The following is a 23,797-nucleotide window of genomic DNA, read 5'->3' on the forward strand; positions in this document are numbered from 1 at the left end:
GGGGTCGGTGCGTGGCGCAACCCGCCCCGGTCCGTCGGGCCAGCGCCCCGGCACGATATCGCGTATCTTGCGTACGTCCGAGGCGAACCGGCGCAAAGGCACTGTGTGAATGCCCTTGGCGGTCATGTTACCCGTTGCGACACCCACCTAAAACTCGCCGTGCAACCTGCGTCAGGCCCGTTGTCTGCAGATTTACATGCGGGCTTTAGTCCGCAAACTTTCCACGCCGGCACGTTCGTCGCAGCGAGCGGCCGAACCCGACCGAGAGGTGTGCTCTGTACTGGACGTGGTCGTTTGCGGTTGGCGCGTGTCTGGAACGCCCGACAGCCCCGTCTTTGTTGAGACGGGGCTGTCGGTATGTTTGGTATGGTTGCGGGGACAGGATTTGAACCTGTGACCTTNGGCGCGTGTCTGGAACGCCCGACAGCCCCGTCTTTGTTGAGACGGGGCTGTCGGTATGTTTGGTATGGTTGCGGGGACAGGATTTGAACCTGTGACCTTCAGGTTATGAGTGCTACGGCACCATCTACGCAGGCCTTCTTATTCTTACCTTCTTCTGCGCCGTATCAGCCGGTTAGCTTGACTAATAAGCAGTCTTACTGCTGGTGATGTTCTCGCGTCTTCGCACCTTTACTCTGCACCTTGCTTCCCAGGTGCTTCCTGAAAACGGCTCGGAGACGGCGCAGGTATCAGGAGACATTCATGGTCAAGTTGACGAAGACTATTGTGGAGGCCGCAACCACGCACGACAAGGAGTTCCTCTGGGACGATGAGGTCCGCGGCTTCGGCATCCGGTTCCTGACCTCCGGCCGGCGGGTCTGGGTTTACCGCTACCGCGACGAGAGCAACCGCTGGCGCCAGCTCAAGATCGGTGAGGTGGGCGTGCTAACCTTGGCGCTGGCGCGTGAACAGGCACGGTCCGCCGCCGCCAAGGTCCAGATGGGCGGCAGCCCCGCCGCCGACCGTGACGCCAAGCGCCGGTCCCTGAGCGTGCGGCAACTCGCCGAGATCTTTGACGACCGGCACGTGGCCTTGTGGGTGAAGCCGAGCACGGCCGCAGAGTACCGCCGCTCTCTCAACTCCTACATCCTGCCTGTTATTGGATCCAAGCGGGTCGATGAGGTGACGCGGCAGGACATAGCCAGGTTGCATCGGGATCTGGGGCATAAGCCGACCCAGGCCAACCGCACGATCGAGGTCGTGTCCAAGATGTTCGGACTGGCTGAGGAATGGGGTCACCGTCCGGAGGGCACCAACCCGCGCAAGGGGATCAAGAAGTACCCGGAGAAGAAGCGCGAGCGCTTCCTCAGCGCCGCCGAGCTAAGCCGCGTGGGCGAGGTGTTGGCCGAGATGACAGCTGAGCGGGTCGAGATGCCATCAGCCATCGCAGCCGTACGCCTGCTGATGCTCACCGGCTGCCGATTGAACGAGATCATGACGTTGCAGTGGAGCTACGTCGACTTCAAGCTAGGGTTGCTTCGGCTGCCAGACTCGAAAACGGGCGCCAAAGATGTGCCGGTTGGTGATCCGGTGCTGGCGGTTCTGCGCGAGATCCCGCAGGTCGACGGCAACCCTTGGGTGCTCACCGGCAAGCTGCCCGGTGGGCGCCTTACTGACCTGCAGCCGTTCTGGCAGCGGGTGCGCGAGCGGGCGGGCCTGAAGGACGCTCGCATCCACGACTTGCGGCACACCTTCGCGTCGGTGGCCGCTGCCAGCGGCCTGTCGCTACTCGTCATTGGGAAGATCTTGGGCCACGCTAGCGAGCAGACGACCAAGCGTTACGCCCATCTAGCTCGCGGCACCGTACGAGAGGCAGCCGGCGATGTGTCAGCATCGATCTTTCGCAGCATGGCCGGTGCGACAGTGGACGCCCCTGCCCTGTCTTGAAACCCGCTTCTCTTTCACTGGACTAAGCGTTGTGTACTCGGCAAACCGCGTTCGCCGGTCCGAAAGGGTCGGTGGAGCGTGGAAACTCCGTACAAAGGACCGGTCGATGAAGCGATTCATAGGCCGGATGGCATGCGCGCATGTCCAACCGGTTCGCCGGCAAAGGCGCATGCGCCTGATCCTTTGGCCAGGTTTCCAACGTCCGGCTTCGGACCGTCGCTCCTTATGGACAACGAGCGACGGAGACCTGCATGAGCAACCGCCCTTTTCTCACCACCGCCCTGACGGGGGTCCTACTCGCCGCCACCGGCTGCAGCACCACGTCGGTCGCCGACCTTCAGCAGCATGCCCCGCGTGAGGTCTACAAAACGGACAAGCCGACCGAGGTGGTCGTGCGCTGCATTGTCGAGAACCTCGGACGCCTCGGGGCACCCAACACCTACACCCGCCCCGACGGCACGACCGTACTACATTTCACGCTCGAGAACGACACCTCGGCGGTCTTCACCTTCAGTACAGGCCAACTGGAGGTCAGGACCATCAGCAGGATTGTTCCCTTCCGGAAAAAGACGGAAGCCTGCCTCTAAAGCATTGCCACAAGGCCGGCGGTCCCATGGCAGCAATGGGACCGCCTTAGCGGCGACTCATGCGCCGGACGACCGCCGCATAGTGTTACGGAGGCGAGCCCACGGCAGCGGAAACGCTGTGCCGCCAACCACGAACCAACACACCTTCTCGCATAAATGAGCCTATACAGGCGCTTGATGATGCAATTCCTCGCCGTTCAGCCGAGCAGCCAAAACCAGTTCCGCGCGCTCATGCTGTTCGGTCGTAACGTCGCGTCGTACAAGTTCGCGCTCGCCAAGGCACTGCTCGAGGTGGCGCGCGACGGCGCCGACCTAGTCTCGCTGGAGAAGCTGGCCGACCCGTACACACGCCACCTGCGAACTCACCTCACGCTGGCATCGAAGCAGGGCACCAGCCGGTCCAGCCGCTTTCTGGAAGCATGCAAGGGAGCCAATGCTGGTACCGTCACCGACGACGAGCTCCGGTCAATCACGGTATCGCTCGGCTTCAACAACGTCATTGACGCCTTCCACCGTCTCGGGGCCCATGACGTCGGGCAGCGCTTTTTTCTAGACGAGCGCGCCGCCGCCGGGGGCATCCGAATAACGAACGAGTTGCGGCACCTCGCGCACGGCCCCGCCGCCGCCGACCTCGGATCCGAGACGGAGGCGCGGTGGCGCTTGGTGGAGACGGCGTGGGAGCTGGGGGTCACCCGTTCGCTCATCACCTATAATGACGAGACCCAAGCGTTTACCGCCGCTGACAGCTCGCGGCGCATTACGGTTACGTCCGCTAGGGCGGCGCTTAATGGCTACCAGAAAGGTTACTGCTTCTACTGCTTCACCCCTGTCACCATCGAACCGGGGCAGCTCGCCGCCGACGTGGACCACGTCTTCCCTTGGGCGCTACGGTTGCTCCTGACCGGGAACCCGAACGGTGTGTGGAACCTTGTGCTTGCCTGCCGCGGCTGCAATCGGGGTGCGAACGGCAAGTTCGACTGCGTACCAGCGCTTGATCTGGTCGCCCGCCTGCACCGCCGCAACGAGTTCCTGATCACCAGTCACCACCCGCTAAGGGAAACGTTGATGGCGCAGACTGGGGCGGCCCCGGCCCTTCGAGCGGCATTTCTGCAGGACAACTACCGGGCGACGAAACTGGCGCGGATTACCGAGTGGAACGCAGTTTCACGTAACGATGAGGCCTTTTAATCCGCTGCCCTCCTGGCGGTGACGGCAATCCACTGCGTCGGCTCGTCGTCGTAGCCGCCGCCCTGCTGCTCCTCGATCTCCACTGACGACCAAGGCCCTGCTGCCAGGTACTTAGCTTTTAGCACCTCATCAGTCGGGTAATTGTAATAGCGTCCGTATCGATCACGCCCCTCCCCTACGCCAACCTTGTAGCTAGCGTAAAAGAGCCCGCCCGCTCGCAGCGCACGACGCACGCTCGACAGGACGGTCGATAGGTTCGCCAAGGGAACGTGCAGCAGGCACGCACTGGCCCAGACACCGTCATAGGCCTGTTCCTCGTTGAGATCCTCGAACAGGAGCACACCGACCGGTACACCGAGAACCTCTGACGCCTGTTGCGCCATTTCCGGCGATCCATCGGTAGGCACAACGTTTACGCCCTTCGCTAGCATCGCTGCTGTGTCGCCGCCGCCGCCGCAACCGAGCTCTAACACGCGCGCACCAGCCGGCAGGCGGTCGAGGAAACCAGCTAGGTCTTGGCTTTGCTGGCCGCGATACCACGCCACATAAGCGCTCGCCTCAGAAGCGTAAAACGCGAGCGTTGCTGAGTCGTGCATCGTGTAAACATACGCCTTTGCATCCTCCCTCTTCTACCCATCGCAGCATGCCGCCACGCCGGCCACTTTCGAAAAGACCCAGATGCGGTCATTCACGCAGCCCTTCTCGCTCCCCCGAAACCTGCCGCTCGTTCATGTGAGTGGATCGACCGCTTCTCCTATGTACCGGTAAAGGTCTGTGCAGCACTCAGTTCGCCAAAGAGCCTCGGTTTTCAGCACGAACCAATTCCGCATGTCGCAGGTATGGCAATGCAGAGCTAGGTAAGCGCTTGGAGCTGCTTACAGGCTTTGCCCGGATCGGGTTCGCCGGTGAGCGTTGAAAGATGGCGCGAACCGCCATGAGGCCGACATGCGCAAACGCTGTTCGAGCAATCAGGAGCTTTGGATTCTCGACGCGAGCGAGGAGGGCAATATCTATTACGCATTCCGATGCCCGGCGCTTCGTCGTCCCGTCGCGTCGATGGGTCCGGTAGATCGTCGAAGGTCGTTTCGGTGATATCAGCAGCGATCAAGATTATTCCCCACCTGCGGCGCTCGATACTCCCCGTCCCGATAGCGATATAACACGGTCTGACGAACGGTTCCGCGATAGGTGACGATCAGTGCATCCCGGGCGCGATCATAGGCGATGCTGCCGTCGATCGTCTCGCGCGGTTCATGCTGGGCGGGGTCGTCGCCGGGATCGAAGTTGTAGCCGGTCAGGATGTCGCGGGCGAGCAGGACCGGCCTTTGCGGTCGCAACGCGACGAGCGTCGTACAGGCATGGCCGTGCCCGAACCATTGGCCGAACCCGGTCGCCTGAATCACCGGATAGGTCCCGAGGTCGCGCCGCAGCGTCCAGTCGGGCGGATCGCCGAAACTTCCTGCCCGGACGCTGCCGGGATGGCGCCCGGTGACGCGAAAGCCGTCGCCGTGGGGGGCGAGATACCAGATGCCGAGGAACCCCTTGTCCGGGTGCGCCGCCGAAAGCCGCTGCCCCCGCGCGACCAGGATCGGGGTCGTGTCCGGGCGTATCAGCCTGCCGTCGTCAAACCGCACCTCCACGCCGTCGAGCCGAACGATGCCCCCGCGCTCGACGCCGAACACCGCGCGCAGCGCGGCGTTTGTCGCGAGCGTGTCGGCGGAGGCGCGCGCGACCGTCGCCGTGGCCGGAGTCGTCGGTTGCGGCCGGGGCGCCACCTCGGCCCCATCGCAGCCGGCGGCGAGGATGCAGACCGCGCCGATGCCGACATGGCGATATCGGACGAACCGCGACCGGACGTTGGGCGGAGACAGCGCCACCGCCTGGCCTATCGCACCGGGCGGGCGCGGCCGTTGCCGCAGTGCTCCGCCCGTGCCGTCTGGATCAGCGAGTCCTGTCGCTCAACGATCCGGCGAACGGTGGTTTGGGGCAGGTCGACGTCGGCGGCGATCTGCGCGATCGTCCGGCACTGGCCATACAGGTCGATCGCTGCCAACGTCTGCGCCGACAGGTCGTTCTCCCATGCGCGTGGCAGCGACGGGTCGACGTGAGAACATCGATCGGCCCGTGGGGGCGGATCGCGATACCGTTCGGCGAGCGAGATCACGCGATACCGGTCGCAGTCGGCGGTATAATCCGCTCCCCGGCCGAGGACCGCATAACCCCGCCGCCTGAGCATGGCGACGCATGCGTTCGCGGTGGGGGAGAAATCCGCCGGGGTCCGCGGGCGCACCAGCGTTGCCCGGACTGCTTGGAGCGGGTCCGCCGTGGGCGTGTTGCAGTCATCGACGAGTACACGATCCTGAGCGGCGGGCCGTCGCGCACCGGTTCATCGCCGGGGGCCGGGGGGCATCCCAGCTTGCGCAGGGTGTCCGGCGCGAACGGTCCGGTCAATGCCTCGACATCGCGCAGGTCGAGGTTCGCGTCGCGGGCGATCGCGTCGTCGGTGGCGCAATGGGCATAGAGCCATGCGGCGCGTCCGGCCTTGGCCGAACGGACGTCGGGTCCCCAGTCGCGGATGCCATCGACCGATTGCCCGACCAAGCAGGCCTTGCGCTCGACCGGATCGACGCGGTCGGGGGGCAGGCTGCGCACCTTTCGGCACGCGCTGGAAAAGGAGAGGACGCGGAACGGCAGCGGCTCCTGCCGGGCGTGATAGACCGACGGGTCGATGGGCGAAGGGGTGGGGTCGGGCGTCACGTCGTCGGGAGCGGCGATCGCGGCTTCCGGGGCGGGGTCAGAGGTCGCGTCGACCCCGCCGCAGGCCATCAGCCCCAGCACGAGCGCGATCGCAAGACCCCGGCGCAGCGCGTGGCCGGACATCACAGCGGCGACCAGTCGGCGGTGAACGCGACCTCCGCCGGCGGGAACAGCGCCAGCGGCGTCTCGCCGGCGGCGATACAGTCATAGGCGCGCAGCACCCGGCCGCCGACCCGGAACTCATAGCTCGGAAAGCCGTCATGCGCGCATCGCAGCCAGCGTTCGATGCCGAGCGCTCCCCGGCGCAGGCCGAGCGTGAACGTCGCGTCGATCGCCGGGGCGCCACGGACCAGCGGATTGCGGCCGTTCACCACGATCTCGCAGCCGTGCGTCGCGCCAGGCGGCAGCGCCCATGCGGTTCGCAGCGTCGCATCGCTCACGTCCTGATGCCCGACCGCGATCGGTGCCGCGCCGGGTCGAATTCGCCGCGCCCATGCCGGCCCGCCATCGACCGGCAGCAGCGCGTCCGGGTCATATTCCTTCGTTTCGCTGAACGTGGCGGTGCCGATCCTGAGTGCGGCGGGACCGGCGACGCTGCAATCGAGTGTCCCGTCGAAGCGGACCTTGGTGCCGCCGCCGAAGCTGCGTCCGGCGTAGCTGGCCGCCGCTGCCGGGATAAATATCCGCAAATCGAACGGGATAACCGAACGGCTCTGCGCAAATGCCGGAAGTGCAAGCGACGTGGCAACGATGCTTCCGATGGTTTCGCGTCTGTTGAGCAACGACATATTCGCCCCTTTCGTCCGACGTCGTGACGCGATGACTGCTGGATTTTCCGTCAGACGATGCTATTTGACATGAAGGGACGGGTTTCGTCGAGGGCGTCGGGGGGCGGACCTATGCTGGTGGACGAGGATTTCTCCGAAGCGGTACTGGACGATCTTGTCGTCGCGCTGATCGCGGCAGGCGAGCGGGCGCGATCCGACACCGACGTCTCCACCGAACGAACGAGACAGATCGAGGCGGTCTGCGCGGCGCTCGAAGCCGCGGATATCGCGCCGCTCGAAGCCGCGCTGACGGATGAGGCGGCGATGATCGAGGCCGTCGATACCACGCCCGCCACCACGGCGTCGGCCGATGCGGCGGCGCATTTCGCGGCGCTGACCAGGGCGGTGGAGGACCTCGCCGCCGCCGAACGCACCCTGATCGCGGGGGAGGCGGCGGTCGCCGGTGCGCTGGAGGCGTTGAACCAGCTCGGGGATGGCGTGGCCACGGCGGTCGGCGAGGCAGCGACCCCGGCGGCCGCGCGGATTCCCGCCGCGCTCGACCAGTTGAAGGCCGAGGTCGCGACGATCGTCGCGAGGACCGATGCCGGATCGACGACGGCCGCGACGCATGTGGCCGAACTGGAGGCGAACATGACCCGGCTGCGCACCACCTTGCACAAAATGGTCGAAAGCGAAGGTGCGACGCGCTGGGGCATGGTGCGAAGCGGGGCGGACGCGCTGTTCGGCGCGGCGCAGAATGCGGGCAGCACCGCCTTCGCACGATCCGCCGACGCGACGGGGCAGTCGGTCGGGCAGGGAGCGACGGCGACCGTCGCGACGATCACGCAGCGGATCGACGACGTGAACGACGCACTCGCCCGGCTGACCGAGGTGGTCGACAGCGCGAAGCAGCTCCAGTTCGCGTTGCGGCTGGCCGGCGGGCGGTTCTGACGATGGCGGCGACGGACCTGTCGATCCTGCTCGACATGATCGCCGCGACCGGTGGCGACGACGATACGACCGATCCGGCGGGGGCGCACCGCGATCTGCTGGACTTGCTCGCCGAGGTCGATGCGATCGACCAGACGCCGGCGTTTGCCGATCTGGTGCCGCTCGATGCCGATATCGCCGCGATCGTTTCGGCCACGAAGGAAAGCATGACGCCGGACGCGACCGCGACCGTCGCGACGATCATAGCGAATGTCGTGGCACTGGCGGACGCGCTCGACGACCTGACGAGCGATGCGAAGGCGCTGGAAGCGGGGTTACGAACGACGGGGCAGGAGATCGAGGCGAGAATCCCGTCGGCGACGATCGCCGCGCTTGGCGTCTGTACGGCGGCCGGCAAGGCGCTGCGCGAATCGGCCGATGCCTTCGTGACGGGCGCGCTCGACCCTGCCCATGCCGCAACGGCCGCAACCGCATCGGCGATCGGCGAGCGTCAGACCTCGCGTGTCGTCGAGGATTTCCGGGCGATGCTCGATATGGTCGACACCGAGGCTACCGGCCTTGGGCGACAGGTCGCTACGCTCGGCCCTGCGCTGGAGACGCAACTACTCCACATCGAAGCGGCGCTGCGGGCGCGGATCGAGCAGGGTGTTCGTAGCGTGACGTCGGGTGCGCAGTCCGCGATCGAGCAGCAGGTCATCCATTTGATACGCGCGGAAGCGGGTAGTGCCGCACAGGCGATCGTCATGGGCGAGGCGTTGCAGGTCAGCCTGTCGACCGGCCCGTGGCTGCCGGCGATCCACCTCGCCAAGATCGCACTGGATCGTCTGCCATGAACGACACCGCTATGCTCATCGCCGACCTCGCCGCGTTTCAGGCGCGGCACGCCGAACGGGCGGCGCGGGAGGCGATGATCCGGGGGCGCCGCGCCGAGGGGGAGTCGGCGATCGCGGCGGCGGCGGCGGTGCTGGCCGAACTGGTCGCCCCGCTGTCGGCCACCCTGTCCGACGCGGTCGAGCGCCAGCAGACGGCGGTGGCCGATGCGCAGGACGTCTTGGCCGGTCTCGACGAGCGGATCGAGCGCGTCGGTACGGATCATCGTGACGCAGTTGCCGCCGTCGAGACGCTGCACGACCGGACGGTGGAACTCCACGAGGCGGCCAACCGCGTACGCGAACCGCTCGGGACGTCGGTGGCAACCATCGAAGCCGCCATAAGCGATGCCCGTCAGGCGCTTGACGACGCCGCCGAGGCACTCACGACGACCTGTCACGACGCGGAGGCGTGCCACGCCGCCGCCACCGCCACCGCGACCAAGGTGATCGCGGCATTCGTCGAAGCGATGGACCGGGTGCGGCACGACGTCGAGGCGCAGATCGACGAGGCGGTGTCGCCCGCGATCGATGCGGCGCTCGTCACCGCGCGGGGGGGCATGACGATGGCGGCCGATCTGGCCAATCAAGCGGTGTATCACCAGTTGCGCGCGGCGCTGGCCGGGGTGGAGCGGGAGGTCGGACAGGCGATCGACGATGCGGTGCAGGAGGTGCTGGCGACGATCGCCGCCTTTGCCGCCGAAGCGGCCGGTGGCGGAAGCGATGCGGGGATGCCGGCAGGGGCGCTGATCCGCGAGGCGGACGAGATCGGTCGGCTGCTGTTCGACTTGCTCGAAGCGGCAGCGCAAGTGCCGCAGCGTGTCGCCGAACGGCTGGCCAGCATCATGACCGGAGGATTGTTTTGAGCGCCGCCGCCCGCGACGCGCTCGGCGATCTCGACGCGGCGCTGGAGGCGCGTGCCGCCGCTTGGTCGATCGAAGAAGCCGCATGGGACCGGCTGTCCGCGCTGCTGAACGCCCGCGCACTGGTCGGCGGTTTGCTGCGTGCCGATGCAGCGGGGCGGCGGATTGCGACGGAGGCGGAGAAGATACAGAGCCGCGCCGCCGCCCTCGCCGCCGAGGTGGACACGTTGGCCGATGCGATCGATGGCTCCGTCCAGTCGTTCGCGGCGATCGTGCACGATCCCGACACCGCTACCTGGGCAAGTGACGCGGACGCGATCGTTGATGTCGCGGACGATCGCGCGCACGGCATCGCACAGGCCATCGACGCTCTGGTGACGGAGTTGGGGACCGAGGCGGTGACGCTGACCGAAACGGCGGGGGACGATGCGCAGCATGCGCTGGACCGGCTGGCCGATGCCATACCCCACCACCAGAAACTGGCGAGGGACGCGGTGATCGCGCTGCGATCCGATGTGGCCGAAACGATCGCCGCGTTAGACGACCAGATGGGGCAAGGTGCCACCGCGATCGGGCAGATGGCTGAGGCGTTGATGCTCCATCTGGCAGAGCAGCAGGCAGGCCATGCGGTGCGCGTGGCGGGCGAGGTCACGATGCTGGCGGCAAAGGTCGCGCATCTGGTGACAGAGATCACTGCGCTCGGCCAAACTGTGGCGACGCTGCGTGCTGCGCTCGGTTCCTCGATCGACGATGCGACGTTGCCGATCACCGATCTGCGATCGGTGCTTGAACAGCTCATCGACCGCTTCCGTCATTTTTGACGATGACCTTCCAGCCACCCCCCGCCGGTGCGCCGGAACGGACGCAGGTCCAGCGATGGCGGCGTGATGTACGTGCGGCACTCGGCACCGGCGATTTGGCGCCCGATCTGCAACGGCTGGCCGATGCGCTCGACGGTGCGCATGGCGAGGACGGCCTTCTCGTCGACCTCCATAGCATCGATACGCTGACGCCGAAGGAGGCCGGCGCGCTTGCCGCATGGATCGGGTGCGGACCGATCGACCCGGACGCCACGTGGGGTGCGGGTGTGACCGGACACTGGCACGGCCGGCCGGTCGAAGTGCGGCTTCGCAGCCTTGCCGCCGCCGGGCTGCTCCGGCTCGATGCGCGCGTGCCGGTGGCGACAGTCGTCGTTGCCACCGCGCCGCTCGACCTTGCCGGACAGACCGGCATTGCGATGGTGCGTGCCGACGTGGGCGACGGTCCGGTCTATTGGCTGGGCGGTGGCTTCCCGCGGGTGGCCGATATCGCGGTGCTCGACACCGACCTCACCCGGTTGCCGTCCGGCGGCCTGCGCGACCTGCTTGCCGGACCCGGTGGAGGCGCCCTCGACGGCGCGCAGCTTCGATCGGAGGCGGAACAGCTGCGCCGCATCGCGCGGGCGGCGCTGCATGCGCTGGGGCGGGTCAAGGCGCGGTGCGAGGGCGAGCTGATCCGGCTAAAGGAGGAGTCGGCTCCTCCGCCGTCGATGGGGTTTGTCGATCCGGTTGCCGGATTGGCGCATGACGTGAAACAATGCCGCCGGACGCTCGACGCATTCGTCACGCATCGCTTCGCCGAGGCGGGGCGGGTCGGCGGCGAACTGATCGGCGAGGATGACATCGTTGGTCAGCCGTCGACGCGCGAGGTGCGGTTCTCGATCGGCCACGCGCCGCTGGATCGGATCCGGGAGGACGCCAGACAGCGATTTTCGGCTGCGCTGGCCGCGGTCGCGACAGTGCTGGACCGGCGGGTCACTGCGATAGGTGCACGCGCCGATGCGCTGCTCAGGGAGCGCGGGCTGGACGTCCATGCGGTCACGCCGCCGGTGTTTCACACCACCCCGATCGACCGCGATCTGGCGAGGGCCGCCGCCGATATCCAGCCGGGCGAACGCCGCGCGCAACATCGTTCGTTCAAGAGCCAGTTGACCTTCACCAATCCGCTGATGATCCTCGCACCGTTGATTACCGCAGGTGGTTTCATTCTGTCGATTTTGTACGACAAGCAGTCGCAACAGCTACTCCAGCGTTCATTTGCCGGCATGATTGGCGTTGTTACTGCGCTGTTGTTGGTGATCTCCCTCCTGCGGGCGATCCCGCGCCTGCGCGCCGAGCGTGCCGCGGATCTGGCCGAGGCGACCGCCGGGCTGGCCGAGAGCGGCGCGCAGGCCGTCGCGGCGGCAGGTCGGGAGGCTGCTACGCTCACCGCACGCGCCGTTTCCGCGCATCTCGACCGGGTCGACGACTGGATCGCCGCGACCCGGGCGAGCCTTGCCCCGTCGGCAAGTCCCGCGGCTAGCCCGATGGCGGCGCTGTCGCGTGAAAGTGGCCTCAGGACCGAACTCGGCGGCATCGCCGCGCGGATCGCGGCGGTTACGGCTATCGCCGAACAGGCGCGAGGCGTGCGTTGATCCATCTGGCGATTATCGGCAGCGAAGTGGCGCTCGGCTACTGGGACGATACCGACGAGCATGTCCGTCTTGCTGCCCGCCTGCCGACCGGGCTCGTCGCGATCGGAACGCGCGTGGCGGTGGGAACGGTCGCGGGATCGCTGACCGAACTGCGCGATGCGGTATCGTGCCCGGAGCTCGATGCCGTTCTCGATCGGCCACCGTCCTCCGCCGACAGGGCACCGGGCGATGCGGTCGCTTGGCTGGCGGTGTTGCTCACTCATCTTCGTACCGATGCCGCCGCGCAAGGGGCACCCGTCGACGATGATACCGTGTTGATCCTGCCCGACGGTGCCGGCGCGGATTGGGTCCGCAATGCACGGGATGCCGCGACGGTGGCGGGGTTTCGAGTGGCGATCGTCCGCAGCGTGACGAATTGCCTGCGCAGCGTCGCGGCGCGGTCCAGATCGGTTCGATTCGTCGGCGCGTTCGACGGGCCGGCGTTGAGCATGTCGGCGGTTGGCAACGGAGCCGATAGTGCCGTCACGCGCGCGAACCTCGGCATCCACGCGCTGACCGAGGCGATCACGCATCTGCTCGTCGCGCGCCTCGCGGCGGCGGATGTCCGCCGCCCCGTATCACGGCAGCGCGAGCGATTGACCCACGCCGCGCGCACGATCCTTACTGCGTTCGGCGAAGGTGCCGATATCGCCCGCACGATCGTCGACGTCGACAACCGATATCTGGAGGTGCACGTCGCGTCGCATGCGGTCGAGGCCGAATGCCGCGCGGCCCTGTCCGCCTGCGAACGCGCGGTCTCGGACCTTGTCCGCGACGCCGGTGGGGGGGGCGGCGAGTCGCTATGGTTCGTTCGTCAGCCGCTGCCGGTCTGGCTGACGGCGGGTCTGGCGCGCGCCGTGCCGGGGGGGAAGATGCGAAGCGCCACGCTCCGCATGGTGATCGACGGCAGCATCGCGATGGGCCGGGACGGCAGCGTGCCACCGCCGTCCGTAGCGGCGGGACCGATCGGCCTCGCCGTGGTCGACCCGACCGGCGTTCCCTGTTTCGAGCCGCTGTTCGCGCCAACCGACCCGCCGCGGCAGCGGGTCGTCCGCACGCTGCGATTTGGCAGGGGAGCAAGGGTGGAACTGGTGCGGGCATCGCCCGACGGCACGTCGCATGTTTCGCTCGGATCGATTGACTTCGGCGAATTCGAGCTGCTCGACTGGCCGGTGCAGTTCGAATTCGCATTGCAGTCCAGCGGCAGGATCACCATCACCGGCACCGATCGGCAATCGCACGTGACGGTGCAGCGATCGATGGCATCGGTGCCCGATCCGCTGGAGGAGGGGGGCGCGTTGCACGACCTGCTGCTCCGCGCCCGCCGCTGGCGGATGCTGCCGCCGCAACGGGGAGAGCGACCGTGACGCTCAACGACGCACGGTTACGGCTGGGCCTGGGTCCGCTAGCGGCGGCGGCGGCGATCGAGGCAGCGGCGACGCACGCACTGGCGCGCTGCGGCACGGACGCTGCGGCGGCCAATCTCGTCGCGCACGCTCGCTCGCTGTTGCTCGACAGTCTCGATGACCTACCGCGCCTCGACGGCGCCACCCATGACGAGGACGATAAGAGCCTCGAGGGGCTTGGCATCGATATTGTTGGGCATCCGCCAAAAATGCCGCCCCTTCGCCCGCTGGCCGCACGGTTTGCATTGGCGGTATTCGGGCCGCTGATGCTGGTCGGAAGCGTTCTTGCCGACGTCGTTTTCCCCATCGAACCGGACCCGGCATCGACGCCGTTTGTGTTTTTGGGTGGTCTTGCGATGCTCGTCACGGGCAGTGCTATGGCGATACGCTTACGACGCGGCCTGATTTCCCGCCATTCCAGTACTGCCTTGTGCTTCGCGCTACAGGGGTTGGCGATGGTAGCGTTCGCCCTACTCGCACGGCAGTCGGCGGAGATTGCCGTCTGGCCGGCCGGGGAAGCGGTGCTGTTCGCGCTGCTGGCCAGCGGGTGTGCGTTTTGGGAACGGTCAGTGGCGGGGGTGCTGGACGATAGCTAATGCTACAAGCCGGCAGCGGTTGCCGTTGTCCAGATCGCATCGCGTAACTCCGCTGCCTTGGCCGGCTCCGCACAACTCACGTAGACGGCCCATGCGGGAACGTTGCCGTGACAAATCGTCAACACCGTGCACTGATCGATCGCCCCTCGCGTGTAGTTGATCTTACCTCCTTCGCGACCTGCTTCGGCAGGAGACGCGCCCTGCGCATCCAGTGCCGCTGTCATGATGTTGTTGCAGCTCTCCTGATCGACCTTTGCCTTACCGGCGATGGCCGTGTCGCTGGGCGCGCGTGACTCCAACTCTGCGACCTGTTCCTGCAAGGCCGTGACCGACTGCTCCAGTTGCGCCTTTTCGGCCAGGGCCGTCGCCAGGCGCGTTTTGCTGTCGGTGCCGGCATCCAGTTGGGCGTTGCACTGCGCTAGCGTGTCATTGCCCGCTTTCGCGATCCGGTCCTTTTCCTGCTTCAGGAGGGGGTAGACGCTGCTACGCGAGAGGCAGGCCTGATCGGCCAGGACCTGCGGGAGCGGTGCTCCGCCGTTACCCGATCCACAGGCCGACAGAGCCAGCGCCGTGACGATTGACAGGCAAAGGGCGCGCCGAACGGTTCGGCCAAGCCTTGGTTCTGACATGAGTGGTTCTGACATGAGCCTCCCTCGCCGGAAGATCGTTTGACGCAAATGACTAGCATAAAGCATAGCCGGTCGAAAGCGTGGTTTGCCTTGTTCATTTCAACGACGAACTCGAAATCAATAGAATGTAAATTCATCCTAATTTTTACTATTTAGCCGTACCGACTGACGTTTTTGCTAAAAAAAGCCGCGCCGACGCTGAATATCAAGGGGACGTTAGTCTACCATAGCGTATCAGAAGCATAAAGGGACAGCCATGACGATCATATTTCTCAGTTATCTCATCGCCGCCCTGTAGTACGCAGGTTTCAGGTGTCAGGTCGAATAAAAATTCATGCACCATTTTATCTTTGACCCGTTGAGGTCCAAATATGCGCCGCCGTGTCCTTTGTATGCCGTTCCTGGTAGGGAAGGTCGAAAGAGATTGTCCGGACAACGTCCGCCGTCTCGAACCACCGGGTAGTGCCGCTTTCTTGAAATGTGTTCCCAATTGCATTTTCCCGAAACGGTGTGTTGAACATGACGAAACAGGATTGATAAGAATTCCTGACACGACCGTTCTGGGATGGCGCTCCAGTCCGCTCAATGACTGAAGGGGCCTCAGATCGTAATGTAGGTCGGGTGTCTGAGCGGACCCAGAAGTGGCCATTCAGAGGGGCCTTCGCGCTTCCCAGAACCGGCCAGTCGTTCATCCTGCTCTTGAGCGCTTTGAACCAAGGTAGTTCAAGCCTTCTCTGGAACGAAGCGAAGTGAACCATTCGGCCTGGACGGGCGCGCTGATAGCGGTGACCTCACCGCCGGACATGGTTCGCTGCATCCCCGGCGGTGGTGGCGGGCATCCCGTGAACCCATATTTCGCATATAAGTAGAGACGGATGACAGAAAGTCGGACACGCGAGGGCTCGGTGCAGGATCAGATCGACAACACGAAGGCGGAAGCGGTGCTGACCGCGCGGGCAAGCATGTCGAGCCGGGAGGCAGCGCCATTCTGCACGATCCGCGGCCATGACATTCCCGAAGACCGCCGGTGGGCGGTGCGCCGTGCGATCGAGGTGCAGAGATGAGCGACAGCGGCGGCGAGCCGATCTGTCTGGCCTGTATTGGCGACGCGCATCTTCGCGCGCGGCTCGCGCCCGAAGCCCGCTTCGCGACTTGTGCCGAGTGCGGCGAGGACGGCAACGCCGTCCCGCTGGCTCGGCTTGGCGAGGAGATCGATGAGACATTCCAGGCTCATTTCGATTGGACGCCTTACGAACAGAGTCCAAGCGCAGCCGATATCTTCGTAAAGATCGCTGGGCTCGAGGCCGACCTTGCATGGCGGATTGAGAATTATCTCGAGGAGCGCCTCGGCGAGATCGCAGCGCGCGAGGATCGGCAGAACCCTTATGATTATTCAACCGGCTTCGCGCCCGCGCGAACGCCGATGTTCTGGCAGGACGCGCGTTGGGACCGGTTCTGCAAGACGCTCCGATCGGACGGGCGTTATTTCAACAACGTAGCTACAGCTTGGCTCGATACGATCTTCGCCGAGCTGGAATCGCATCGCACTTTCGATGCGGCGAGCGTCATTCGCGAAATCGTGCCGGGCGCGCCGGACAGCCACTTCTATCGCGGCCGGGTCGCAACCGGCGAGGCCGAACTGCGCACGATCCTTGCGCAGCCTGTCCTGCAGATTGGCCCGCTGCCGCCAGGAAAGGGCGCGGCAGGCCGCCTCAACGCGGCAGGCATTTCGGTCTTCTACGGCGCGACCGATGCAGCGACCTGCGTCTCGGAAATCCGGCCGCCGGTCGGCGCGCACGTCGTCCTCGCGCGGTTCGACGTTATCCGTCCGCTAAGGTTGCTCGACTGCGCCGCGCTCGACCGGCTCGCACTCACCGCCAGCCCGTTCGATCCCGCGTTCGTCGAGAAGCGCGACCGCGCGCATTTCCTCAAGACCTTCAGCGACCAGATCGCGCGGCCTGTGCTGCCGGGTGAGGAAGCGCTCGGCTATGTGCCGACACAGGTGGTTGCCGAGTATCTCGCCGAGCGCATTTCGCCGCCGATAGATGGGCTGCTCTACAAGTCGACCCAACGCGGATCAGCAGTGGGCAATGTCATGCTGTTTCATCGCTCGGCACGGGTCGAGGCGTTCCCGCACCACACGCATTATCTCGATCTCTGGATCCGCGAGGTCGATGTCGACGATGAGAGTTTCGATGACGGAATTACGCTGAGCCTAAGGGAGATCGGTGCGCCGGATACGACCGATCCGCTGAGTGCGCTCAACCCGCCGCCCGATCCGCCGGTGCCTGAACCGCTGCCGGCCAGTTTCACGCAGCCCGATCTCGACGACACCCGTCCGGTGACCTTGCGGGTCGTGCCCGAGACGATCGCAGTCGAAGCGATCCGCGCGACCGATTATGTCCGCGATAAGCGCCAAGTGGAGGTGCGGGGGACTTGGCCTGGTCCTAACGAATGAACTGCTGCGCTAAAGAAACTTCCCGAGCGCTTATAGGAGGAGCATGAAGAAGCCGCTCAAGCCGAAGCTGCCGGCAAAGGCCGCGCCTGTTCCCGCATCCTTGCCCGAGCGACTACCGATCACACGCAGCGTCATCAAGAAGCTGTTCGCTTATAGCGGCAATTGCTGCACCAATCCGGCATGCAACCAGGAACTGGTCGACGCCGGTGGGACGATGCTCGGTAAGGTCGCGCATATCCATGCCGCCAAGCATGGTGCGCGGCACGATCCCGCCCTAAGCGACGAGCAACGGCGGGCGTTCGAGAATCTGCTTGTGGTATGCAGCCTCTGCCACGACCGGATCGACGATCCTGATCGCGAGGCGGAGTTTCCTCCCGAACTATTACGTGTGTGGAAGGAGCGTCACGAAGCGCGGTTTCGGCGCGCCGAAGCGCAGTTCGTCGATCGCTATCGCGATAGCACGGCGAGCGCCGAGCCGAACTATCCCAAGCGCCTCGATGCCCTCGCCGCAGCGATCAGCGACAGTTGGATGGTCGACAGCGAAGACCATGTTAGAACCTGGGTCGAGTTCATCGATCGGCTGCGCCGGCTTCCGCTCCCAACCCGCGATTTCGCGATCAAGGTCGCCCAGCGCATGAAGGATCGGGATAAAAAGCGATTGCCGGTCGATGATGTGATCAGTGCGTTCGGCATCGATGCGACGGAACTCAATAGCCTCGGCAAGGTCCTCCGCGATCACGAACTTGGTGATGTCGATGAGTATTTTGGCGAGTACGAGGTCGAGCTTAAATCGCTCGACTGGGACGGCGGCAACCCCTTCATCCATATGCTCGATTTCTGCGCCGCGACCGGCACCGACATTGCGGTACTGCTCTACGATCTCAACTTCGCGAAGTTCGACAACGACCGCTGACTCCCGCGCCGCCCTAAGCCGCAAGTCCGGCGCCCGGAATGTTCACCAGGTCGCATCGCAGATTGCCGCAGTCCGTGCATCTAGCAGCGGCAACCAACGCGAGATGCCAGTAATCCATCGTGATGTCTTCGCGTGGTCATTGGCTCCGAAAACCTTCGACGGCCCAGGACCGTATCAGCCCGTCAGAATATTCGTCGCAACCCAAGTTCGAAGTGGTGAGCGCCGACGATACGCGGCATGATCGCACGCAGCATGGAGGGGGCAATGGCGAACGAGCCGATCGACGACATCATCGCTTGGTCGGCGACGCAGACATCGTGGCGGCGCGACTGCCTGCGGCGGCTTGCGGTCGCCAACGACTTGACCGAGACCGATGAGTGCGAGCTGCTCGCCATGATCAAGCAGGCAGCCGGGTTCACGCTGGCGAGCGAGCCGCCCGCCGCTGTCCCGTTGGCGAAATCGCATTTCAGCGGCGGTACACATGTGCCGGTGGTTCTCAAAGGCATTGCCAATGTCGAAGGCGTCAATCGCCTAGTCAACAAGGCGTCTCTCAACTTCTGTCCCAAGGCATTGACCATCGTTTACGGCCGCAATGGCAGCGGCAAGAGCGGTTTTGTCCGCATCTTGCGCACGGCTTGTCGGACCCGGATCGAGAACCCTGCCCTGCTCAAGGTTTTGGCCGACGTCTATGGCGATGGGGCGGCCGCGCAGGGGGCTGACATCATGGTCGACCTTGGGTCGGGCGACGTTCCGATCGCCTGGACGCCAGGCATGACTGCGGCGCCACAATTGGCGCAGGTCGCTGTTTTCGACAGCGCGTCGGCGCAGCTCTATGTCGATGGCGGCAATCAGATCCGGTACCTTCCCTTTGGGTTGGCGTTGCCGCATCGGCTCAATGCCATATGCCTGAGCTTCAAGACCAAACTCGAGTCCGAACAGAGCGCAGCGGTTGGCGGCAAGATCGCGCTGAGCGCGATCGCCTTTCCGGTCACCCGCGATACGACTGCGCAGACCTTCAACCACGGGCTCACAAAGGCGACCACTGATTCCGCGATCGATGCGGCAACTGCTTTTGACGATGACGATGGCAAGCGGCTCGACGAGATCCCCAATTTGCTGACCGCCGGCGTGACCACCGCATCCGATCTCGGCGCGCTGCTCTCCTGGGTCAACACGATCGCACTCGAATGTGCGACCGCGACCACCGACTTCAGCGATGAAGCGCTCGATGCACTGGCAGTGCTGTGGACCACCGCGGTGACCGCACGAGAAGCGGCGCAGCTCGCGGCGGGCGCCCTGTTCGACGATGATCCGCTAGACGGTGTCGGAAGTCCGACATGGCGCGTGCTGTGGCAGGCCGCGCGCGACTATTCGGTGACCGAGGCCTATCCAGAGCAGGCCTTCCCAGTCGTGGCCACCGATGCCGGCGAAGCGGCCTGCGTGCTATGTCAGCAGCCACTGCAAGCAGGCGCGGTCGACCGTATGCAGCGTTTCCAGGCCTATATGGACGATGCGCTCGATACGGCCGCGACCAATGCCGAGACCGCCGTATCGGATGCGCTCGCGAAAATCCCCACGCTCCCGCATTTCGTCGGCGAGGATTTTGCCGAGCGTCTCGCGCAGGTCCGCGCGCGAGACAGCGGGCTCGCCGATGCTCTGGCGAGGTTCCAAGCGGCTATCGCCGGGCGCCATGTCAATGCCAAAGCCCGCCTCCACGGCAGCGAACTGGCAGGCATTGAGCCGCTCGTCTCGCCAGTCGAAGCCATCACTGCGCTGTCCAGCAAGCTCGGCGAGGAAAAGTCCGCGCTCGTCGAGGCGAGCCTGGTCGAAGGGCGCCAGAAGCTTGAGACGGAAAAGGCGGAGCTGGAGGATCTCAAAATCCTCAACACCAACAAGGCCAAGCTCACTACCCGGCGCGATCTGATGGTCACCGACGCTGCTTATGCCAAGGCGTTGACCCTGGTCGCCACGACAGGGATCACCAAGCGCGCCAACGAGCTCATCGACACGCATCTGACGGCGGCGGTGACCAAGCGCTTCGATGCCGAGCGTACCAATTTCGACATCCTGCATCTCAAGGTCGGGTTGGCGCGCAAGAGTGGACAGACCAAAGCCGAGTTCGAAGTCGACCCGCAGACAAAGCTGACCAAGGTAACCTCGCAGATCCTCAGCGAGGGTGAACAGCGCGCGCTCGCGCTGGCCGGGTTTCTGACAGAAGTCGCGCTGACTGACGGGTCGGGACCGATCGTGATCGACGATCCGGTCTCGTCGCTCGACCGTGACCGCAGCGCGAGGGTCGCCGACCGTATCGCCGAGGAGGCAAAGGGCCGCCAAGTGGTGGTGTTTACCCACGACATCATCTTCTTCAATGAGCTGTGTCGTGCCGCGGATGGTGTCGACATTGAGCCAGTGACGATCGCCTTGTTCAGCGATAAGGATGCGGCAGGCAAGATCGATGCCGCGGGCATGGTCTGGAAAGGCCTCAACGTTGCCAAGCGCATCGGCACGATCAAACAAAGCTTCGCGCCGTTGCCCAAGCTCCACACGACCAGTCCGGCCGATTATGAATATGCGCTCAAAAACCTCTACGGACGGCTGCGCGATACCTATGAGCGTGTGGTCGAGGAGATCATCTTCAGCGAGATCGTCCGGCGCGGTGTCGATGTCATTCAGACCCAGATGCTACGCTACGTGACCTTGCCCGACGATCTGGCGATACGCTTCCATGATGGGATGACACGAGCTAATACACATAGCCACGATAACCCCGCCGCAGACACCGTGCCCGTACCCAAACCCGACGAATTCACGGTACATCTGACCGAGCTCGAGCAACTGGTTGCAGATTTCAAAACGGCCAAGGCCGATGCGGAAGCGGCCCGGCCGCAGATGAAGCCCAAAAAGTAAACTGCCTTCGCGCAGATGACTGCCAAATCAGGCTATCAAGCAACGACTCATTCTATAGAATTGGAGCGCTCGTTTTACAGATTTTGAGTTAACCTAGTTGCATTAGACTAATCATCTGCGTTGTCGAAAACTCTAGCCGCTGATTTCAGTAATATTGATGGAGCGTGACGTGCCTTTCAGCGCCTCGACCATGCTGCGCATCTTCGTCTCCTCGCGCGTGCCAGAGTAGAACAGCATGTAGGTCGCCTTGCGATTGTGGATCGTGCTACGGATGCCCGGATCGACGGCGACAGCTATCGCACGCCCTATGCGCTGTTCGACACGGTGCGCCGCGATGTCGGCCGGGTCCATGAAAAGGCACTCGGTGCGGCACGGATCGAGAAAGCTGCTCGGCTGCATGACAAGCTGCTTACGCCGATCGACGCCGACACCTACCCGCTGATCGGTCGGCCCTACCGGCCCGATGCGGTGGTGCAGGCGGTCGGGGACGGGATCAAGCACGGTCTGACGCTCTCGCCGTCTGACGCCGAGATCCTCGTCCAGGCGACGGCGGGCAGGCCTTACTCCCCAAAATAGTGAGCGTGCGGGTCGTCTTCCTCTTCGTCGTCGAGCGATATCCTCGCCCGCGCAGCAGGCGAAAAGCCAAGCTCCGACATGAGCGACCGCATGACGATGGCCTGCTTGTTGAGAACGGCAACCCATGGGGATTGGATTGGGGTGCCGTTACCGGTCTTGATAATCATAGGCGTGGAATTGACCATCTCGGTTGCCTTCCGATGCAGGCAGAGGGCAACGCACCACGTCTCAAGCACGGGACCATCGCTCGCTTTCAGAAGGCCCCTGGGAGCGTGCTGTAGTGCGTAAGCCCAAATAGCCCGCTGCTGATCGTTGAAGTGGCCGGGGGCATCACTCAACTCCCCCATAGCGATCGGTTCGTTTTTTCGCTCGGTAAGACGGTAGTGTTGGCCGTCGACGAGCTTCAACTGGGTAGGCTTGCGTTTGCGGCCCGAGTTTCCGTTTCCTGCCATTATCGGTTGCTCGCCCCAATGCGCGCATCCGCAATTTCTGAGAACGTTCGGCCGTCCTCAGCGAGCGTTGCGCCGCCGCCCGTAAAGTCCTGCCAACGACGCACGATGACATCAACGAAGCGCGGATCCAGCTCACAGAGCCTGGCCTCGCGACCCAACGTCTCACAGCAGATCAACGTCGATCCCGAGCCGCCAAACAGATCAAGCACGACGTCGCCGGGCTTGGTCGAGTTACGCAGCATGCGGGTGATCAGCTCAACCGGCTTCATCGTTGGATGCTCAGCCGAGCGCGTTGGTCGATCGATCCACAAGACCGTTGGTTCAAGTGGACGGACCTTTAAGTCGGTCCCAGAAACAATAAGGGACTCGTCGCCTACCCGGACCAGGACGGTGCCGTCAGCATTTTGCGAGAACACTGACCCTCCGAGCTCACGGATGGTCGTTGCCTTGCGGCTACCATACCACCGATGCCGTGCTCCTGGTTTCCATCCGTACAGAATTGGCTCATGCTGCCACTGATAATCGGACCGGCCGAGCACCAGCGCATTTTTGCGCCAGATCAAGCAGCCTGATAGTTTGAAGCCGGCTGACCGAAAGGCGGAGCGAAATGCCAGCCCTTCGGTATCGGCATGCGCGACGTAGCACGCGGCACCTGGCTGAAGAACGTCGAACGCAACGGTCATGGCTTGGGTCAAGAACGTTTGGAAGAGCTCCCCTTCCATGCTGTCATTTGCGATCTTGCCGGCTTTCCCGCGATAATCGACATTGTAAGGGGGGTCGGTCCAGCATGCGTCCGCCAGGTGTCCTGCCATGAGCTCGGCAACATGCGCCGCTGACGTGCTATCGCCGCATATCACTCGATGGGCGCCGAGCTGCCAGACATCACCAAGCCTAGATACCAGAATGGGCGCAAGGTCAGGTGCGTCATCAGGCTCCGTCAGGTACTTCGACGCGATGGGATTGAGCGCCTCGAGCTCATCGTCGGTGAATCCTGTCAGATCCATGTCGAACCCAAGCTCAACAAGGTCCTTCAGCTCGGCAGCTAACAATTCCTCATTCCAGCCGGCGTTTAATGCAACCTTGTTGTCAGCCAGCACATAGGCTCGGACCTGGGCCTCACTCCATCCGACCGCCTCGAGGGTTGGAACCTCAGTCAGGCCTAACTGCTCTGCCGCTAGCAAACGCCCGTGACCGGCGATGACACCGTCGGTCTCTGAGCGGACCAGAACCGGCGTGGTCCAGCCGAACTCGCGAATGAGCCGTGCAATCTGGTCAACCTGCTCTCCGGAATGGGTGCGGGCGTTTCGCGCGTACGGCACTAGATCGGCTGTTAAGCGCATCCGAGGCCTCGATGACGGCCAGCGATCAGTGCTTGTGATGTTGACCTTGCATGCGGACGGGGCGGCATTCGAGACCCGCTTATTCGACTGACGTATTGTCTTGGGCTTGGTCATTTGACCCCCCTTCCATTTTTCGCTTTCAGACAAAATTATGCCCAGC

General features: G+C 64.3%; 23 protein-coding genes. 15 read left to right on the top strand and 8 right to left on the bottom strand.

Features of this window, described 5'->3' with window-relative positions; genetic code table 11:
* The first annotated feature begins 702 nt into the window (after positions 1 to 702).
* The 3 genes from ASE70_RS06685 (at position 703) to ASE70_RS06695 (ending at position 3,662) form a co-directional block, all read left to right on the top strand.
* A complete protein-coding gene (locus ASE70_RS06685; RefSeq protein WP_056502747.1) occupies positions 703 to 1,887 on the top strand; it encodes a tyrosine-type recombinase/integrase in 1,185 nt (394 codons plus the stop codon).
* A gap of 251 nt (positions 1,888 to 2,138) precedes the next feature.
* Positions 2,139 to 2,474, top strand: a complete 336-nt coding sequence (locus tag ASE70_RS06690; protein ID WP_056502750.1) for a hypothetical protein — start codon at positions 2,139 to 2,141, stop codon at positions 2,472 to 2,474.
* 177 nt (positions 2,475 to 2,651) lie between these two features.
* Positions 2,652 to 3,662, top strand: coding sequence for an HNH endonuclease domain-containing protein (locus tag ASE70_RS06695; RefSeq protein ID WP_162235935.1), 1,011 nt, complete (start codon positions 2,652 to 2,654; stop codon positions 3,660 to 3,662).
* Here ASE70_RS06695 and ASE70_RS06700 read toward each other — a convergent pair.
* The 5 genes from ASE70_RS06700 to ASE70_RS06720 all read right to left on the bottom strand — a co-directional run bounded on the left by ASE70_RS06700 (position 3,659) and on the right by ASE70_RS06720 (position 7,108).
* Positions 3,659 to 4,258 carry a class I SAM-dependent methyltransferase gene (locus ASE70_RS06700; protein WP_056502752.1) on the bottom strand — a complete coding sequence of 200 codons (600 nt, stop codon included), beginning with the start codon at positions 4,256 to 4,258 and terminating at the stop codon, positions 3,659 to 3,661. The two genes, ASE70_RS06695 and ASE70_RS06700, sit on opposite strands and share 4 nt — an antisense overlap.
* Positions 4,259 to 4,756: 498 nt before the next feature.
* Positions 4,757 to 5,539 carry a hypothetical protein gene (locus tag ASE70_RS06705; protein ID WP_056502755.1) on the bottom strand — a complete coding sequence of 261 codons (783 nt, stop codon included), beginning with the start codon at positions 5,537 to 5,539 and terminating at the stop codon, positions 4,757 to 4,759.
* Positions 5,540 to 5,547: 8 nt separating this feature from the next.
* Positions 5,548 to 5,826 (bottom strand): hypothetical protein, encoded by a 279-nt coding sequence (locus tag ASE70_RS06710; protein ID WP_056502758.1) that lies wholly within the window; start codon positions 5,824 to 5,826, stop codon positions 5,548 to 5,550.
* Entirely contained in the window at positions 5,823 to 6,542 is a 720-nt protein-coding gene (locus ASE70_RS06715) for a hypothetical protein (RefSeq protein ID WP_056502762.1), read from the bottom strand. The genes ASE70_RS06710 and ASE70_RS06715 overlap by 4 nt, the downstream gene beginning before the upstream one ends.
* Entirely contained in the window at positions 6,542 to 7,108 is a 567-nt protein-coding gene (locus tag ASE70_RS06720) for a hypothetical protein (protein ID WP_156356069.1), read from the bottom strand. The genes ASE70_RS06715 and ASE70_RS06720 overlap by 1 nt, the downstream gene beginning before the upstream one ends.
* 210 nt (positions 7,109 to 7,318) lie before the next feature.
* Here ASE70_RS06720 and ASE70_RS06725 point away from each other — a divergent pair, with 210 nt between their 5' ends.
* The 7 genes from ASE70_RS06725 to ASE70_RS06755 are packed head-to-tail and all read left to right on the top strand — an operon-like array spanning position 7,319 to position 14,362.
* A complete protein-coding gene (locus tag ASE70_RS06725) occupies positions 7,319 to 8,137 on the top strand; it encodes a hypothetical protein (RefSeq protein ID WP_056502768.1) in 819 nt (272 codons plus the stop codon).
* A 2-nt stretch (positions 8,138 to 8,139) separates the two neighbouring features.
* Entirely contained in the window at positions 8,140 to 8,970 is an 831-nt protein-coding gene (locus ASE70_RS06730; protein WP_056502770.1) for a hypothetical protein, read from the top strand.
* Positions 8,967 to 9,872 carry a hypothetical protein gene (locus tag ASE70_RS06735; RefSeq protein ID WP_056502772.1) on the top strand — a complete coding sequence of 302 codons (906 nt, stop codon included), beginning with the start codon at positions 8,967 to 8,969 and terminating at the stop codon, positions 9,870 to 9,872. The genes ASE70_RS06730 and ASE70_RS06735 overlap by 4 nt, the downstream gene beginning before the upstream one ends.
* Entirely contained in the window at positions 9,869 to 10,690 is an 822-nt protein-coding gene (locus tag ASE70_RS06740; protein WP_056502775.1) for a hypothetical protein, read from the top strand. The genes ASE70_RS06735 and ASE70_RS06740 overlap by 4 nt, the downstream gene beginning before the upstream one ends.
* 2 nt (positions 10,691 to 10,692) lie before the next feature.
* Positions 10,693 to 12,321, top strand: a complete 1,629-nt coding sequence (locus tag ASE70_RS06745; protein WP_056502778.1) for a hypothetical protein — start codon at positions 10,693 to 10,695, stop codon at positions 12,319 to 12,321.
* Complete coding sequence (locus tag ASE70_RS06750; RefSeq protein WP_056502780.1) at positions 12,318 to 13,727, top strand: hypothetical protein; 1,410 nt, start codon at positions 12,318 to 12,320, stop codon at positions 13,725 to 13,727. Before ASE70_RS06745 ends, ASE70_RS06750 begins: the two co-directional genes overlap by 4 nt.
* A complete protein-coding gene (locus ASE70_RS06755) occupies positions 13,724 to 14,362 on the top strand; it encodes a hypothetical protein (protein ID WP_056502783.1) in 639 nt (212 codons plus the stop codon). Before ASE70_RS06750 ends, ASE70_RS06755 begins: the two co-directional genes overlap by 4 nt.
* A gap of 2 nt (positions 14,363 to 14,364) precedes the next feature.
* Here the strand turns inward: ASE70_RS06755 and ASE70_RS06760 are convergent, their stop codons facing one another.
* Complete coding sequence (locus ASE70_RS06760) at positions 14,365 to 15,006, bottom strand: hypothetical protein (protein WP_156356071.1); 642 nt, start codon at positions 15,004 to 15,006, stop codon at positions 14,365 to 14,367.
* 860 nt (positions 15,007 to 15,866) lie between these two features.
* Between ASE70_RS06760 and ASE70_RS19550 the strand changes: the two genes are divergently transcribed.
* The 5 genes from ASE70_RS19550 to ASE70_RS06785 all read left to right on the top strand — a co-directional run bounded on the left by ASE70_RS19550 (position 15,867) and on the right by ASE70_RS06785 (position 21,845).
* Complete coding sequence (locus ASE70_RS19550; protein WP_156356074.1) at positions 15,867 to 16,055, top strand: hypothetical protein; 189 nt, start codon at positions 15,867 to 15,869, stop codon at positions 16,053 to 16,055.
* Positions 16,019 to 17,449, top strand: a complete 1,431-nt coding sequence (locus ASE70_RS06770; protein ID WP_162235938.1) for an RES family NAD+ phosphorylase — start codon at positions 16,019 to 16,021, stop codon at positions 17,447 to 17,449. Before ASE70_RS19550 ends, ASE70_RS06770 begins: the two co-directional genes overlap by 37 nt.
* 43 nt (positions 17,450 to 17,492) lie before the next feature.
* A complete protein-coding gene (locus tag ASE70_RS06775; protein ID WP_056502792.1) occupies positions 17,493 to 18,362 on the top strand; it encodes a hypothetical protein in 870 nt (289 codons plus the stop codon).
* Positions 18,363 to 18,599: 237 nt separating this feature from the next.
* Entirely contained in the window at positions 18,600 to 21,269 is a 2,670-nt protein-coding gene (locus ASE70_RS06780) for an AAA family ATPase (RefSeq protein ID WP_235519648.1), read from the top strand.
* Positions 21,270 to 21,524: 255 nt separating this feature from the next.
* Positions 21,525 to 21,845: a hypothetical protein gene (locus tag ASE70_RS06785; protein ID WP_056502795.1), complete on the top strand. Its 321-nt coding sequence runs from the start codon at positions 21,525 to 21,527 to the stop codon at positions 21,843 to 21,845.
* Here the strand turns inward: ASE70_RS06785 and ASE70_RS06790 are convergent.
* Complete coding sequence (locus ASE70_RS06790) at positions 21,830 to 22,297, bottom strand: phage terminase small subunit P27 family (RefSeq protein WP_056502798.1); 468 nt, start codon at positions 22,295 to 22,297, stop codon at positions 21,830 to 21,832. The two genes, ASE70_RS06785 and ASE70_RS06790, sit on opposite strands and share 16 nt — an antisense overlap.
* Positions 22,297 to 23,751, bottom strand: a complete 1,455-nt coding sequence (locus ASE70_RS06795; RefSeq protein ID WP_162235939.1) for a site-specific DNA-methyltransferase — start codon at positions 23,749 to 23,751, stop codon at positions 22,297 to 22,299. The genes ASE70_RS06790 and ASE70_RS06795 overlap by 1 nt, the downstream gene beginning before the upstream one ends.
* Positions 23,752 to 23,797: the final 46 nt, after the last annotated feature.

It is taken from the genome of Sphingomonas sp. Leaf22 (assembly GCF_001421715.1).
GTDB lineage: Bacteria > Pseudomonadota > Alphaproteobacteria > Sphingomonadales > Sphingomonadaceae > Sphingomonas.